Origin of the sequence: Paraburkholderia ginsengiterrae (genome assembly GCF_001645125.1) — a bacterium.
GTDB classification, from domain to species: Bacteria; Pseudomonadota; Gammaproteobacteria; order Burkholderiales; family Burkholderiaceae; genus Paraburkholderia; species Paraburkholderia ginsengiterrae.
The window spans coordinates 61,442-76,897 of the sequence record NZ_LXKA01000393.1; the positions used below are offsets into that span (position 1 = coordinate 61,442).

14 protein-coding genes are annotated in these 15,456 nt (G+C 63.9%); 9 read left to right on the top strand and 5 right to left on the bottom strand.

The features are described from left to right. Positions 1 to 321 precede the first annotated feature (321 nt). From A6V37_RS37880 to A6V37_RS37890, 3 genes are all read left to right on the top strand, one after another. Complete coding sequence (locus A6V37_RS37880; RefSeq protein WP_064272283.1) at positions 322 to 1,380, top strand: sigma-54 interaction domain-containing protein; 1,059 nt, start codon at positions 322 to 324, stop codon at positions 1,378 to 1,380. A gap of 229 nt (positions 1,381 to 1,609) precedes the next feature. After that, on the top strand, positions 1,610 to 2,188 hold the full coding sequence (locus A6V37_RS37885) for a hypothetical protein (RefSeq protein WP_064272284.1): 579 nt from the start codon (positions 1,610 to 1,612) through the stop codon (positions 2,186 to 2,188). Beyond that, positions 2,185 to 2,784 (top strand): hypothetical protein, encoded by a 600-nt coding sequence (locus A6V37_RS37890; RefSeq protein WP_244174078.1) that lies wholly within the window; start codon positions 2,185 to 2,187, stop codon positions 2,782 to 2,784. The genes A6V37_RS37885 and A6V37_RS37890 overlap by 4 nt, the downstream gene beginning before the upstream one ends. A gap of 72 nt (positions 2,785 to 2,856) precedes the next feature. Here the strand turns inward: A6V37_RS37890 and A6V37_RS37895 are convergent, their stop codons facing one another. Together A6V37_RS37895 and A6V37_RS37900 are read right to left on the bottom strand one after the other, a co-directional pair. After that, positions 2,857 to 4,203 carry an ABC transporter ATP-binding protein gene (locus A6V37_RS37895; protein ID WP_064272286.1) on the bottom strand — a complete coding sequence of 449 codons (1,347 nt, stop codon included), beginning with the start codon at positions 4,201 to 4,203 and terminating at the stop codon, positions 2,857 to 2,859. Between the two features lie 19 nt (positions 4,204 to 4,222). Next, complete coding sequence (locus A6V37_RS37900) at positions 4,223 to 5,974, bottom strand: ABC transporter permease (protein ID WP_064272288.1); 1,752 nt, start codon at positions 5,972 to 5,974, stop codon at positions 4,223 to 4,225. Positions 5,975 to 6,672: 698 nt separating this feature from the next. On the opposite strand from A6V37_RS37900, the gene A6V37_RS37905 reads away from it, so the two are divergent. Further along, positions 6,673 to 8,364: a sensor domain-containing diguanylate cyclase gene (locus A6V37_RS37905; RefSeq protein ID WP_064286919.1), complete on the top strand. Its 1,692-nt coding sequence runs from the start codon at positions 6,673 to 6,675 to the stop codon at positions 8,362 to 8,364. Between the two features lie 137 nt (positions 8,365 to 8,501). After that, positions 8,502 to 8,768 (top strand): hypothetical protein, encoded by a 267-nt coding sequence (locus tag A6V37_RS37910; RefSeq protein WP_064272291.1) that lies wholly within the window; start codon positions 8,502 to 8,504, stop codon positions 8,766 to 8,768. An 87-nt stretch (positions 8,769 to 8,855) separates the two neighbouring features. Here A6V37_RS37910 and A6V37_RS37915 read toward each other — a convergent pair whose 3' ends face one another. Continuing rightward, positions 8,856 to 10,172: an ATP-binding protein gene (locus A6V37_RS37915; RefSeq protein ID WP_064286920.1), complete on the bottom strand. Its 1,317-nt coding sequence runs from the start codon at positions 10,170 to 10,172 to the stop codon at positions 8,856 to 8,858. After that, a complete protein-coding gene (locus tag A6V37_RS37920) occupies positions 10,156 to 10,881 on the bottom strand; it encodes a response regulator (RefSeq protein WP_007175815.1) in 726 nt (241 codons plus the stop codon). The genes A6V37_RS37915 and A6V37_RS37920 overlap by 17 nt, the downstream gene beginning before the upstream one ends. Before the next feature lie 219 nt (positions 10,882 to 11,100). On the opposite strand from A6V37_RS37920, the gene A6V37_RS37925 reads away from it, so the two are divergent. After that, positions 11,101 to 11,628, top strand: a complete 528-nt coding sequence (locus A6V37_RS37925) for a Spy/CpxP family protein refolding chaperone (RefSeq protein ID WP_064272293.1) — start codon at positions 11,101 to 11,103, stop codon at positions 11,626 to 11,628. A gap of 210 nt (positions 11,629 to 11,838) precedes the next feature. Here A6V37_RS37925 and A6V37_RS37930 read toward each other — a convergent pair whose 3' ends face one another. Further along, positions 11,839 to 12,549 carry a pirin family protein gene (locus tag A6V37_RS37930; protein WP_064286921.1) on the bottom strand — a complete coding sequence of 237 codons (711 nt, stop codon included), beginning with the start codon at positions 12,547 to 12,549 and terminating at the stop codon, positions 11,839 to 11,841. Positions 12,550 to 13,004: 455 nt separating this feature from the next. Here A6V37_RS37930 and A6V37_RS37935 point away from each other — a divergent pair, with 455 nt between their 5' ends. The 3 genes from A6V37_RS37935 (at position 13,005) to A6V37_RS37945 (ending at position 15,455) form a co-directional block, all read left to right on the top strand. Further along, a complete protein-coding gene (locus A6V37_RS37935; RefSeq protein ID WP_064272295.1) occupies positions 13,005 to 13,781 on the top strand; it encodes an ABC transporter substrate-binding protein in 777 nt (258 codons plus the stop codon). A gap of 274 nt (positions 13,782 to 14,055) precedes the next feature. After that, a complete protein-coding gene (locus A6V37_RS37940; protein WP_064286922.1) occupies positions 14,056 to 14,745 on the top strand; it encodes an ABC transporter permease in 690 nt (229 codons plus the stop codon). Then, on the top strand, positions 14,742 to 15,455 hold the full coding sequence (locus tag A6V37_RS37945; protein WP_064272297.1) for an ABC transporter permease: 714 nt from the start codon (positions 14,742 to 14,744) through the stop codon (positions 15,453 to 15,455). Before A6V37_RS37940 ends, A6V37_RS37945 begins: the two co-directional genes overlap by 4 nt. Position 15,456 lies beyond the last annotated feature (1 nt).

Below are 15,456 nucleotides of genomic sequence, written 5' to 3' on the forward strand. Positions count from 1 at the left end.
TGCGCTCATGAAGCACGCGTGAAACGGATCCTTCCCTGCTGGAATACACTTTGGCGCGACGATGCTTTTCGTCCGCCATGGTCGCAGCCATCCGTCGATGTATAGTGGATGAAAGCCGCAAGTGCCGTGCCCGGTAAATTCGCCATTTGCGTAAGATCCGCGCACAGCCGCAAGCAGTTTCGACCGGTTGTGTTGCTTCGATTGCCGGAAAGCGCGCCGAAGTGGTTAAATCATCTTTTGTAAGATATCGGCGGGTCGCTCTGTTTCGCTCCCAGGCCTGCGCGCCGCGACAACGAACTCATTTGCACAGGACCCTCGTTCATGGCGTCTATCGATCTTGATTCGCCCAGCGCCTGCGCCGGCAGCGATGCCTCGGCACCGGCGAAGCAGCGTGGCGCGGACAGCATCGCCGGACTGCAGTCGTACGGGCTCCTGTACGGCTCGTCGCCGGTGATGCTGGATCTGTACGAGCAGATCGAACGGGTCGCTAGCACCGACGCGACCGCGCTGATCATCGGCGAGTCCGGCACCGGCAAGGAACTGATCGCCCGCACGATTCACGATCAGAGCAGCCGCAAGGACGCACCGTTCGTCGCCGTCAACTGCGGCGCGATCCCTGACGAGCTTATCGAGGCCGAGCTGTTCGGCCACGAAAAAGGCAGTTTCACGGGTGCCGTCCAGGGCCGCATCGGCTATTTCGAACATGCGAACGGCGGCACGCTGTTTCTCGACGAGATCACCGAAATGGCGCCGGTGCGCCAGGTCAAGCTGCTGCGCGCGCTCGAAACCGGGACCTTCTACCGGGTTGGCGGCAACGAACTGATCAGCGGCGACGTGCGCGTGATCGCCGCCACCAATCGCGACCCGGCGGCAGCCGTCAAGGAAAACGGCCTGCGTGAGGACCTCATGTACCGGCTCGCGGTTTTCCCACTGCGCGCGCCGCCGCTGCGCGAGCGCGAGAATGATCGCGAACTGCTCGCGCAATATTTCCTCGCACAACTGAATCAGCAGGAAGGCGCGAACAAGAGTTTCAGCAAACGGTCGATCGACACCTTGCGCACCTGGTCGTGGCCGGGCAATGTGCGCGAGTTGAAAAACGCCGTGTATCGCGCGTTCATTCTCGCGGAGAAAACCGTGGAGCTGCCGCATCCGCATCTCGCGTCGCGCGTGAAAAAACCCATGACGCAGGGCGATGCGATGAGCGTGTGGATCGGCACGCCGCTCGCCGACGCGCAAAAGCAGATCATTCTCGGCACGCTCAAATATTGCGGCGGCGACAAACGGCGCGCCGCGAAAGCGCTCGGCGTAAGTCTCAAAACGCTCTACAACCGCTTGAGCACGTATAGCAACGAAAGCACGGACGAAGAATCCGACCAGTAGTCCCCAGCTCAATTCCTTCGCACCACCAGGCAAAACTGGCATGCGTCCAGCAGAAACCGTTTTGCCTCGCATTAAGTTTTGCAATTTCTTGCACTTTTCCCCTGCCAATTACAAATAGCATCCTGCAAAATGCGGCAGCACGTATTGCTGCAATGAAACGCGTGCCACTCGTTCACAACTTCATTGCCGGCCGCGAACGAAAAGCACTTGCAGGAGCAGAGACAGGGAAATGCAGAAACACAGGGTGTGGGCCGAACGGGTAAAACACACGGGCCGGCGTAGACGTCCCCACGCAATAGCGCTCATTGCTGCAGCCGTGGCGATCTCCTCGGCAATGAGCGGCTGCAGCTCGCTCTACTCGGAAGGCGCTACCGCCGGCGCCGGTATCGCGGGCGCCGCGCTCGCGGCGAAAGTCACCAGCAATGCGGCCGTCGCCACGGGTATCGGTCTCGGTGCAGTGGCCGCCGCGCGCGCCGGTGTGCAGTACTCGGAGCGCGTGGTCCACAAAAATACCCAGGACGGCATCGCCAAGATTGCCGGACCTCTGGACGTCGGCGCAGTCGCGCCGTGGAGCGTGACCCACTCCGTGCCGATCGAAGACGACGAACATGGCCGCGTTACCGTGAGCCGCACGATCAGCGCGGGCGCGCTCGACTGCAAGGAAATCGTCTTCTCCGTCGATCAGTCCGCCACCAAGAACGTGCCGGCAAGCAGCGCGTTTTATGTCGCGTCGATTTGCCGTGACGGCGACAACTGGAAATGGGCATCGGCCGAACCGGCTACCGAACGTTGGGGTGCGTTGCAATGACGGCGCGTTCGCTTGCGGGTTTGACTGCCACGGCGCACGCGCCGCGTCGTCCCCGCCACCGCCTTCATCCGTTCCTCGCCTCGCTACCCGGCAACCGGCTGCGGCTCATGCTGGCCGGCGCGCTCTGTGTCGGCGCGAGCATGGTGACGAGCGGCTGCTCGTCGATCGGCGCGGCGACCGGCGCGGCCGCCGGGGTCGCCTCCGGTCTGGTGACGTCCAATCCCGCGGTCGGCATCGGCATCGGCATTGCCGTGCAGGCGGCAACGGACGAAGCCGTCGGCCGCTATATGCGCATCATGCACACCGATCAGCAGGACCTCATTGCGGCCCTGGCGGGCGCCATGCCGGTCGGCGAGACGCGCCCCTGGGCGGTCAAGCACACGCTGCCCGTCGAGAACGGCCACGGCCAGGTGCGCGTGACGCGCGCCTTCAGCTCGGCGCTCGCGCTATGCAAGGACTTCGTCTTCTCCGTGCAAGACGGCGACGGCCCGAATGCGCATGAGGACTGGTACACGGCCAGCGCGTGCCGCCAGGACAAAGGCTGGAAATGGGCGTCGGCCGAGCCGGCGGTGGAGCGCTGGGGCAATCTGCAATGAACGGGTAAAAGAAAAACGGCAGAGTCTCCCCTGCCGTTTTCTCTTCAAGCCTCTTAAACAACGACGGAGCGCTTAAGACTCCACGTCTTCCAGACTGAAAATTTCGGTCTGGTCGTTGTACGAGAAAATCTCCCCATAACGGCCCCAGTTGATGACCGCGTCGAGCGTCTCTTCCGCGGCGCTGTCCGACAGGAAGTCTTCAAGCTCCTGCTCGAAGCGCACGCGCGGCGCGCGATGGCCAGGGCGCTCGTTGAGCACCTTCTTGATTCGCGCGGCGAGCGGCACGTGCCGCAACAGGTGCTCGGCGAACATCATCTTCCGTTCCTGAGTGCCGAACTCGGAGAACACGCGCGCCGGCGGCGTCAGGAAAATGTCGCCTTCGCGCACGTCGGCGAAACCGAGGTGTTGCAGCACTTCGGCGACCGGGAACAGATCGTCCACCTCCAGATGCAGCGAGCGGGCGATTTCCGGCATGTCGGCGCGGCCGTGGTACGGCGCGGCGGCCAGCGTTTCGATCAGACCGGCCATCAGGTTGGTCGACACGTGTGGCAGCCAGCTGTGCAGCTCCAGCCCCTTCTTGGTCTTTTCGTCGGTCTGGCGCGCGGTCATCTTCGCGTAGATATCGTCCACCAGTTTGCGGAACGCCGGGTCGAGACGATTGCGCGGATGCTTGAACGGCACCTTGATTTCGGCGATCACCCGGCCCGGATTCGACGACAGCACCAGAATCCGGTCGCACATGAACACCGCTTCCTCGATGTTGTGCGTGACGATCAGCACCGACTTGATCGGCATGCGGCCTTGCGTCCACAGATCCAGCAGGTCGGTACGCAGCGTTTCGGCGGTCAGCACGTCGAGCGCGGAGAACGGCTCGTCCATCAGCAGCAGCGTGGGGTCGACCACCAGCGCGCGCGCGAAGCCGACGCGCTGGCGCATGCCGCCCGACAACTCGCGCGGATAGGCGTTTTCGAAACCGTCCAGACCGATCAGGTCGATTGCGGCGAGCGCCCGTTCGCGCCGCTCCCGGGCGCCCACGCCTTGCGCTTCGAGACCCGCTTCCACATTCTGCAGAACGGTCAGCCAGGGGAACAGCGCGAAGGTCTGGAACACCATCGCGACACCCTTGGCGGGGCCGTCGAGCGGCTTGCCCAGATACGTGACTTCGCCCCCGGTCGGTTCGATCAGACCGGCGATGATACGCAGCAGCGTCGACTTGCCCGAGCCCGAACGGCCCAGCAAACCGACGATCTCGCCTTCGCGCAACGACAGATTTGCGTCGTCGAGTACGAGCAGTTCGCCCTGTGTCTTGTTGAATCCACGGCACACGTCCTTGACGCGCAGGATTTCTTCGCCAAGGCGCGGCGGCATCGGCGGCGTCTGAATTGGCGCGGCGGTCATAGCAGCTTTAGGATTTTGCATCGCGTTAGGCCTTCAAATTTCAATCGAGCCGGAGCTTGGACTCGGCGTAGGCGTACATCGGGCGCCATAGCAGACGGTTGAACAGGGTCACGAACAGGGACATCACCGCGATGCCCAGAATAATCTTCGGATAGTCGCCCGCGGCGGTGGTCTGCGCGATATAGGCGCCAAGACCATGCGCGGCGACTTTCGTGTCGCCCCACTGCACGAATTCAGCCACGATACTCGCGTTCCATGCGCCGCCCGAAGCGGTAATCGCGCCCGTCACGTAGTACGGAAAAATGCCCGGCAGCATCGCCTGACGCCACCATTGCCAGCCTTTGATGTGGAAATTCTTGCTCGCTTCGCGATAGTCGTTCGGATACGAGGTCGCGCCGGCAATCACGTTGAACAGGATATACCACTGGGTGCCGAGCACGATCAGCGGTGACAGCCAGATATCCGGGTTCAAATGAAAGCGCACGATGACGATCACGAATACCGGGAACAGCAGATTGGCCGGGAACGCGGCGAGAAACTGCGCGAGCGGCTGAATCTTCTCGGCAAGCGCCGGACGCAAGCCGATCAGCACGCCGAGCGGCACCCAGATGACCGATGCGATGGCGATCAGCAACACCACGCGCAGCAGCGTGATGAGGCCGAGCACGAACACGTGGCCGACTTCGTCGAGCGTGACGCCGGTGCGCACGTAGATGACGACGCGGTACACGACATAGACCGTGCTGATCAGCACGAGCGTCGCCCAGATAAAGTCGCCGACGCGCGAGCTCTTCTGCATTTGCGGAATCTGGAAGCGCGGGCCCTGGAAAGCCGGCAGCCGCAACGGCACGCGCGCGGCCTTGGCGAGCATCCAGCCGGCCGGCACCAGCAGGCGGTGAATCAGGCGGGTGCGGCGAATCAGATCGAGCAGCCACGATTCCGGCGCATCGCCGGAACTGGTGTTTTCCATGCGGAATTTGTCGGCCCACGCGACGAGCGGACGGAACAGGAACTGGTCGTAGGCCAGAATCACCACGGTCATCGCAAGAATCACCCAGCCAATCGCGTGCAGATTCTTGTCCGAGATCGCCTGCGCCAGGAAGGCGCCGATCCCCGGCAGGGTGATCGTATTGTTGCCGACCGTGATCGCCTCGGAGGCCACCACGAAGAACCAGCCGCCCGACATCGACATCATCATGTTCCAGATGAGGCCCGGCATCGAGAACGGCACTTCCAGTTTCCAGAAGCGCTGCCATGAAGTCAGGTGAAAGCCGCGCGAGACTTCGTCCAGATCGCGCGGCACCGTGCGCAGCGACTGATAGAAGCTGAACGTCATGTTCCACGCCTGGCTCGTGAAGATCGCGAAGATCGCCGCCAGCTCGGCGCCGAGCACGCGGCCCGGAAACAGCGCGAGGAAGAACGTGACCGTAAACGAAATGTAGCCGAGCACCGGCACCGACTGCAGGATGTCGAGAATCGGCACCAGCACGAGGCCGGCGCGGCGGCTCTTGGCTGCCAGCGTGCCGTACACCAGCGTGAAGGTCAGCGAGGCGACCATCGCCGCCAGCATGCGCAGCGTGGTGCGCATCGCATATTCAGGCAGGTTCGACGGGTCGAGCGAGATGGCCTGGGTCTTGAGCGTCGACATCGGCGCGAGGGTTTCGTGGAACCCGATCGCCGCCATCGCGATCACGCAGATAATCAGTGGAAACGCAACGAAGTCCCAGCGGTTGGGCAGCACCCGCCATGCCGATGCATTGGCGGTGCGCTTCAGGTCAAAGCTGAAATCCATCAGATGCCCTCCCCATTGAAACAGGCGTTCGAACGTGACAAGAAGGAGGCCGTGGCTTCGGCGCGGCGGTCTGAAGATCGGTCCGGAAAGCGGAAATCAGGCATGGCAAAAACGCGTGTGCGCGGTAAATCGTTAGCGTTGGAGACGCATGAAGCGGTAACGGACGTGTCCCTGGACGAGCCGTCCAGGACCGCAACCATCAAGCCGGACTTCCTCGTCACCGCAGGCGCCGCCCGTAGGCTGGCGAGCTTTCCTTGTTTTGGACGGCACGACACTACACCATCCTATGTTTCAGGCACAACCTTTCCCGGTAAATAGCGGCAAACGTCAGGCTACCGTCCTCGCGCCATGCACCGCGCGGGTGACACAGCGTGCGTGGCGCACCGGCCACATTTTCGGCGATCGCGGCAGCTCTATCGTTCACCCCGGCATCACCTGGCAACCCCATACATCCATTAAGAAACCGGCCGGGTTGCCGTTAATAACCTGATGGACGCGGTGGACGCGCTTCGCATTCCTGCAATAAGAGTGGCGTCTGGCCCCATGACGGTTAAAATCAGAAGACGACGCCAGAGAGCGGTTCATCCCGGGCCACAGCGGCGGCGAATCGCCAGCCGCTTCAACAGGGGCGATACAGCGCCAGCGCGCTGCCAAGAATGAGCTAGTTGCATGTCACAGCCAGACGGATCAGAGGGTCGATGAACAGGACAACGTTGCGCCAGGTAACCGGGCCGGTCGGCTTTTTGCTGATCGTACTGGTTTGCTGGTTCGTGGCCGGCATGGTCGCGGACCGGATGGTACAGCAAGAGCTGGACGCGGCCCTACGCTCGCAGCGGCAAATGTCCACTTCGATCGTCGACAACATGGCGGAGGTGATTGCCAGTGACCTTGCCATGTCCCGGGCCATCCCTGCGACCATGGCCGAGATGGACGTGGTCCAGCGCGCGTTGGTGCAATCCCAGAATTATGCCGCGAACGACGCAGCGGCGGAACCCGCCATGCGCGCCGCCTTGCTAAAAGATGCGCGGATGACCGCCGTGAGCAACTTCCTGCACGACGCGCAGGGTTTCTCCGGGCTCGACCAGATCTGGCTCGTCAACGCCAACGGCATCTGCGTCGCCTCCAGCAATTCCATCAACAACCCGCTCGCGGCCGAGCGCTCATTCGTGGGCACCGACATGCGCACGCGCGGCTACCTGACGAACGCCCTGCTCGGTGCGTTCTCGGAAGCCTACGGCGTGGGCCGTTCGAGTGGCGAGCCAGGCATCTTCATCGCGGCGCCGTCCTACCAGGACGGCCTGCTGGTCGGCGTAGTCGTCGCCAAGGTCGGGCTCGCGCGGTTGCGCCACTGGGTCGCGCACGCCGGCACGTTCGTCGCCGACGAAAGCGGCGTCGTCATCATGGCGCACAACAGCGCGCTCGAAGGCCACGCGCTGCCGGACTCGCGCGTCACGCAAATGACACGCACCGATCGCATGCTCGTCTATCACCGCGAGGCATTCCCCGAGATCCAGATTCGCGTCGACGCCAACGTGCGCAAACAGGCGCCGTGGGTGCCGGAAGCCGTGGCCGGACAGCTGTTCGGAATGACCGAGCAGCCGGTGCCGTCGCTCTACCAGTCGCGCGGCGGTCTGAACTCGGGGCTGTCGGCGCACCTGGTCGATCCGCTCGCGGCATGGCCCGAACTGCTGCGCAATCACAAGCGCGATCATTTGCTGGTGTTCCTGACGCTGGCCGGCACGGTCGCGCTGGCGTGGGTCATTACCGTGTCGTATGTGCGCGAGCGGCGCCACCATCGGGCCACGCGCGACCTCGCCGAACAATTGCAGTCGGCTAACACGCTGCTTTCAGCCGAAGCGCGTCACGACGCGCTGACCGGCGCGGTGTCGCGACGCTACTTCCTCGATCTGCTGCGCCATGAGATCGAACGGGCGCACACGAGCAACGAACCGCTGTGCATGGCGATCGCCGACCTGGATCATTTCAAGCAGATCAACGACCGCTTCGGCCACGCCGCCGGCGACCGGGCGCTCGAGCATTTCGTCGACACCTGCCGCGCCGAGCTGCGCGGCGCCGATGCGATCGGCCGCCTCGGCGGCGAAGAGTTTGGCCTGCTGCTGCCGGCCACGGATCTGGCCGGCGGCCATGAAGTAGTCGAACGCCTGCGGCTGCGGCTGAAGGCGATGCCGTCGGCCAAGCTGCCGGCGTCGGTGGGCTTGAGCGTGAGCATCGGCATTACCGAGCTCTCGCCCGACGATCTGCCTGAGCGGATCATGAGCCGCGCCGACATGGCGCTCTACGCGGCGAAATCGGGCGGCCGCGACCGCACCGAGGCGCTGCCGCCCGACGACACCGCCCCGCCCGCCCGCACGGTCGCCAACGTCTGGTAAGGTCGCGCGCGGCCCGCACCAGCATCCGCACCCGAAGTGATGTAACGCAAAACCCGCGCTCGGGCGTCCCGTAATGAAGCAGGTATGATCAACCCTGACATCGAGGTTGCCGCTTACCGCTTTAACGGGAGATTCGCATGAAGGGAAATCTGGTCATTGTGTGCCGCGATCAGGATGCTGACGCGTTCGACCATCTGCTGGCTGAATACGGCGCGTTTCAGACGCGCCTGTCGTCTACCGCGTGGTATCTGAAACTGGAGGTCGCGCCCGAACTGATTCAGGAGGAAATCCTGGCGCGCCTCGGCAAATACACCACGCACTACATCTTCGAAGCGGAAACCGTGACGTGGAGTACGGTGGATGGCGAAGCGGCGAATGCGCTGAATACGTTGTTCGCGGAGTAGCTCGCCCGCTCCCGCCCGCGCCTCCTGAGCGCTGCTGCGGATCGCAAACGCGGCGCGGGTCACGCAATCCCGCACCGCGCTCCACTTCTACCATGCGCTTTCCGACGTTGCCGCAACCCGCGACAAGGCCTCAAGCGGAAAGCTCATCAAGCCGCGCAAGCCACGGCCGCCGTCGTTGCCGATTTCCCACTCCCCGCCCGCCCGCCGCACCAGACGCTCGACGATCGCGAGCCCCAGCCCGCTATGTCCATTGCCGCCGCGCGCCGGATCGAGCCGCACGAAGGGCCGGCTGGCATTGATGAGGTCCTGGGCCGCGATACCGCCACCGTTGTCGCTCACCGACAGTGTGAAGCCTTGCACCGTACGCGCCGTGGCAACGACAATTGGCGGCGCGCCATAAGCATGCGCGTTGTCGATCAGGTTCGAGAGAATCCGGTCGAGCGTGGCGGCAGGCAACAGGAACGCCGGCCCTGCGTTGAGTTCGGTCTGCACGGTGGGAGCGCCGGCGGCCACCGCACGATAGCTGCGCACGATCCGCTCGCACTGCGCATCCACTTCGACCGGCTCGCTGCGGTCGGCGCCGTCGTGCGCGAAGACCAGGAACTGCTCGACGATGTGCGTCATGGAATCGACGTCGCGCACCACGCCGTCACGCATCTTCACTTCGTCCATCATTTCGGCGCGCAGCCGCAAACGCGCGAGCGGCGTCTTCAGATCGTGCGCGACGCCCGCCAGCATCACCGCGCGGTCGTTCTCCGTACGTGCCACTTCCTGGACCATCTGATTGAAACCGTGCGTCAACTGCCGCAGCTCGCGCGGGCCGCGCTCCGGCACCGGCGGCACCGGCAGCCCGCGCCCAAAACGCGCCACCGCCTGGGCCAGCGAGCGCAACGGCTGCTGCAGCGCCCACGCGGCGAACAGCGCCGCCATGACCGCGAACGAGAAAATAATGGCGAGCCACAGCACCGTGCGGTCCAGCGAGCGCGGCATGCGCAGCGGCTGCACCGGCACGACGATCCAGTTGGGATCGGCCGTGGTGCGCACCCACAGCGTGGGCGGACGGCCCGGCACGCCGACACGCACCTGGGTGCCGGCCGGCATGCGATCGCGCACGTCTTCGATGAAACGTTCGAGCCCTGCCGGCAGCTTCGCATTTTCCGGCGGCACGTCCGGGCTCGCCGGATCGACTAGCTTGACGCGCGACGGCAGGGGTAGATCCGGTGTACGGGCGACGTGCTGGCGCACCGCGTCGACGAGGAAGGTGGCCTCCTCGACCGCGTATCGCGTTTGCTGCTGGGTGCGCTCGAGGCGCATGAGCGAGTACCACGCGAAATGCGACAGCAGCAGCACCGCGACGACTAGCAGCGCCAGCCGCCCGAACAGCGAATCAATGGGCCGACGCATGTTGTTCGCCGTCCGGCACGAACACGTAGCCACGGCCGCGCACCGTCTGAATGAAGCGCGGCGTGGACGGGTCGGTTTCGAGAATGCGCCGCAGACGCCACACCTGCACGTCGATGCCGCGGTCGGTGCCGTCATATTCCGGACCGTGCAGCAGTTCGAGCAGGCGCTCGCGCGTGAGCGTGCGCATGGGGTGATTGACGAAAATCTTCAGCAACGCGAATTCGCTGCCCGACAGCGTGAGCGGCTTGTCTTCCAGATGCAGCGTGCGCGACTGGAAATCCAGCGTGAAGCGGCCGAAGTTGAACGGCTCGCGCTGCTCCGGCGCCGCCGCCGAAGGCAGCGTGCGGCGCCGCCGCAGCACCGCCTGCACGCGCGCCAGCAGCTCGCGCGGATTGAAGGGCTTGCCGAGGTAGTCGTCCGCGCCGAGCTCCAGCCCGACGATGCGGTCCACGTCGTCCGCACGCGCCGTGAGCATGATCACCGGGATGTCGTCGCCCGATGCGCGCAGCTTGCGCAGCGCGGTGAGCCCGTCGACACCGGGCATCATCAGGTCGAGCACGATCAGGTCCGGGCGCTCGCGTTCGAGCCTGCGCTCGAGCGAGCCCGCGTCGTGCAGCACCGAGACTTCGATGCCCTGACGGGCCAGATAGTCGCGCAGCAGATCGCGCAATTCGACGTCGTCGTCGACGACAAGTATTTGAGTAGCCATGAGATGAAGTTTAACGCGCAGCAGGAGGGGATTTCGATTTCAGACGGCCCTCAAGGGTTACCGGGTGTTACGGTGAAAGGCGTGCGTAATGTCCCGTAATAGCGGCATCGAGCCACGTAACACAGCGCCGGACGCAGTTCTCTACGCTGTGTCTTACCGAATGCAGGCCGTCCCCTTTCTCGGTTGCATCGTCGGCTATTCCATTACAGGGAGTCTCACATGTCTACCAAAAAGATGTCGCGCTTTCTCGCCGTTGCCGCCACCGCCCTAGCCATCGGTGCGGGTGCCGCCTATGCCGCGCAGCCCGCCGAACACGGCGGCCCCGGCGGCTGGCACGGCCACTTCATGAAGGAACTCACGCAGCTGCACGACCAGCTGAAGCTGAACGCGGATCAGGAAAAGCAGTGGCAAGCCGCGCTCGACACCATGAAGCAGAACCACGAGGCGATGCGCGCCAATCATGAGCAGATGAAGAACCAGTTCAAGGCCGCCCAGCAGCAGCCGATTCTGGATCTGAACGCCATGGCCGCCGCCCACCAGCAGATCGAGCAGAAAGACGCGCAGCTGCGTCAGCAAACCTCGGACGCCTGGCTCAAGTTCTATAACGGCTTGAACGACCAGCAGAAAACTACCGTCAGTACGGCGCTGAAGCAGCGCTTTGCGAAGATGGAGTCGCGTCACGAGAAGATGAGCGAGCGCTGGGAGCATCATAAAGATGCAGCGTCGGCGCCGGCAGCGAACCAGTAAGCGGTCCGGTGCCGGGAGGCAGCCAGGCAGCCGGCCCGGGCGGCGGCCTGCCTGGGTGGCCGGCTGAATGCGAAAACGCCACGGATGAACTCCGTGGCGTTTTTGTTTGGCCGCGCGGCGTGCGGGTTACGCGGGGCACGTTGCGACGGCTCGTTGCGTTTTCAACGACTTGGCCGACGAGCGCGCAACCACGCCGTTATGGCTCGACGCCTAGCCATTCAGAGGCCCTAGGTCGAATAGCAGCACCTCGGCGTTCTTGCCCTTCTCCAGCGTCACCGTATCGATATCGCTGAGCTTGAGTGCGTCGCCCGCGCCAAGCGACTCTCCGTTCACCGTCAGCGCGCCTCGCGCAACGTGCACATAGGCGAGCCGCCCCTTGGGCAGGGCGAATGTGGCCGCTTCCGCGCCGTCGAGCAGCGCCGCGTAAATCGACGCATCCGCATGAATCGTCACCGAGCCGTCGCGGCCGTCGGGCGAAGCGGCCACGCGCAGGCGGCCGCGCTTGTCGGCGTCGTCGAAGCGTTTTTCCTCGTAGCCGGGCTGATCGCCCGCGCGTTTCGGAATCACCCAGATCTGTAGAAGGTGCGCCGGCTCGACCTGCGACGCGTTGAACTCGCTGTGCTGCACGCCGGTGCCGGCGCTCATGCGCTGCACGTCGCCGGGACGGATGGTCGAGCCGTTGCCCATGCTGTCGCGGTGAGCCAGCGCGCCTTCGAGCACGTACGTGACGATTTCCATGTCGCGATGTCCGTGCGTGCCAAAACCCTGGCCGCCGGCGATACGGTCTTCGTTGATGACCCGCAGCGGCCCGAAATGCACGTGCTGCGGATCGCGATAGTCGGCAAACGAAAAGCTGTGATACGAGTCGAGCCAGCCGTGGTTGGCGTGGCCGCGTTCTTCGGAACGGCGAATCTCGATCATGGAAGCACTCCCGGTGAGCAATTAGCGATGCCTCGAATGTATGGGCACGGCAGGCGGGACACAATCGCGTTGAGCGCACCGGATCGTTTCAGCAATCCACGCAATCGGGCGCCGGTGCAGCGTCGGGAGGAGAACATCACAACGTCGCGCACGCACAACGCCGGCAGCCGTCAGTTGGCCGCCGCCGGCGCGCCAGACTGGCGCCCCGTCCCTGTTCGGGTAAAATACCGCCCTTTTCAAGACACGTGGGCGCTTCAGGCGCGCCGCGATGGAATAACCGCGGGCTTGCGGCCCGCGCCCGGCTCCGTCGCTGCGTCAAATCCGCGCGATCCTGAGCGAAGCAGGCACCCCGCGCTGCGCGACAATTTTGACCGCCTAGAATAGCGACGGCCGGCCACGAGCCGGCGGTCGCCGAGATCGGATCACCACGACGATCAGTTTGACCCAGGAGAAACATGAAGAAGTTCGCACTGTGCGTGGCCCTTGCAGTCATGGCCACCGGCGCGCTGGCGAAAGAGTGGAAAACCGTACGGATTGGGGTGGACGCCAGCTACCCGCCGTTCGAATCGAAGGCGCCGGATGGCCAGATCGTCGGCTTCGACGCCGATCTGACCCGCGCCTTGTGCGCGAGGATGAACGTGAAGTGCGTGTGGGTCGAACAGGACCTCGACGGCATCATTCCGGCGCTGAAGGGCAAGAAGTACGACGCGATCGTGTCGTCGCTGACCATCACCGACAAGCGCCGCGAGCAGATCGACTTCTCCGCCAAACTGTTCGACGCCCCCGCGCGGATGATCGCCAAGGCCGGCTCGCCGCTCCTGCCCACGGCTGAATCGCTGAAGGGCAAGCGCGTCGGCGTCGAGCAAGGCTCGACGCAGGAAGCCTACGCGAAGGTGTGGTGGGAGCCCAAGGGCGTGATCGTGGTGCCCTACCAGAATCAGGATCAGGTGTACGCGGACCTCGCTTCGGGGCGCCTTGACGCCGCGTTGCAGGACGAAGTGCAAGCCGACGCCGGCTTTCTGAAGACGCCGCGCGGCAAAGGCTTCGCCTGGGCAGGTCCGGAAGTGAAAGACCCGAAGACGATTGGCGAAGGCACGGCCATCGGATTGCGCAAGGAAGACGTCGAGTTGAAAGCGATGTTCAACCGCGCGCTGGCACAGGTTCACCAGGACGGTACGTTCAGGAAGCTCGAAAAGCAGTACTTCGATTTCGATATTTATCCTGGACAGTAAGCTGGACAATGAGCTGGACAGTGAGCCTGGACGCGCAGCCCAGGCGCCTGACGGGGGACGCAGGACGGCAGCCCCCGCGAGTCTCGGGGCGAGCCCGCATGGGCTTTCGCGAGGCTTCGTAATACAGTCCGCAGTAGCTTTAAAAGCAGTTTCAACAAGAGTCGAAAAGCGCGCTGCAAGACCGGCAACGGCCATGCAGTCATGATTTGCACAGCGGTGCGCTCTGCGCCGCGTCTTTCGCGGTGTGTCACGAGCACATCGTCAAGGACCCCCTATGTTCCTTCAAGGCTACGGCCCGCTGCTTCTCAACGGCACCTGGCAAACCGTCAAACTGGCGGTATTGTCGTTGGCGTTCGCTTTCGTGCTGGGCCTGCTCGGCGCGGCGGCGAAACTGTCGAAGAACCGTTTCTCCTACGGTGCCGGCACCGTCTACACGACGCTTGTGCGCGGCGTGCCCGATCTGGTGCTGATGCTGCTGCTGTTCTATAGCATCCAGATCTGGCTGAACAACCTGACCGACATGCTCGGCTGGGACCAGATCGACATCGACCCGTTCGTGGCCGGCGTCGCGGTGCTCGGCTTCATTTACGGCGCGTACTTCACCGAGACCTTCCGCGGCGCGTTTCTCGCGGTGCCGCGCGGCCAGCTCGAAGCGGGCGCGGCCTACGGCATGACCGGCTGGCAGGTGTTCTCGCGCATCATGTTCCCGCAGATGATGCGCTTCGCGCTGCCCGGCATCGGCAATAACTGGCAGGTGATGGTCAAGGCGACCGCGCTGGTGTCGATCATCGGCCTCGCGGATGTCGTCAAGGCCTCGCACGGTGCGGGCAAGGGCACGCTGCGGTTCTTCTTCTTCACCCTGTTCGCAGGGGCGATCTATCTCGTCATCACCACAGTGTCCAACTTCGTGCTGATGTACCTCGAAAAGCGTTACTCGACCGGCGTGCGAAAGGCGGATCTATGATCGAGATCATTCAGGAATACTGGCGCAACTATCTTTATAGCGACGGCTACCGCTTCACCGGCGTCGTGATCACGCTGTGGCTGCTGGTGGTGTCGATCGGGTTCGGCTTCTGCCTGTCGATTCCGCTCGCCGTTGCCCGCGTGTCGAAGAAGAAGTGGCTTGCCGGTCTCGTGTGGCTGTATACCTATGTGTTTCGCGGCACGCCGCTGTATGTGCAATTGCTGCTCTGCTACACGGGCCTGTACAGCCTCGAAATCATCCGCAACCATGAGCTGACCAACGCGTTCTTCCGCGACGGCATGCATTGCACGCTGCTCGCCTTCACGCTGAACACCTGCGCGTACACCACGGAAATCTTCGCCGGCGCGATCAAGGCCACGCCGTACGGCGAGATCGAAGCGGCGCGCGCGTATGGCATGTCGTCGTTCACGCTGTACCGGCGCGTGATTCTGCCGTCGGCATTGCGCCGCGCGCTGCCCTACTACAGCAACGAAGTGATCCTGATGCTGCACGCCACCACCGTCGCCTTTACCGCGACCGTGCCGGACATCCTCAAGATCGCGCGCGACGTGAACTCCGCGACCTATCAGTCGTTCAACGCTTTCGGTATCGCCGCGCTGCTCTATCTGTGCATTTCCTTCGCGCTCGTGTGGCTGTTCCGCCGCGCCGAGCGTCGCTGGCTCGCTTACCTGCGGCCCCAAGGCAAGTAAC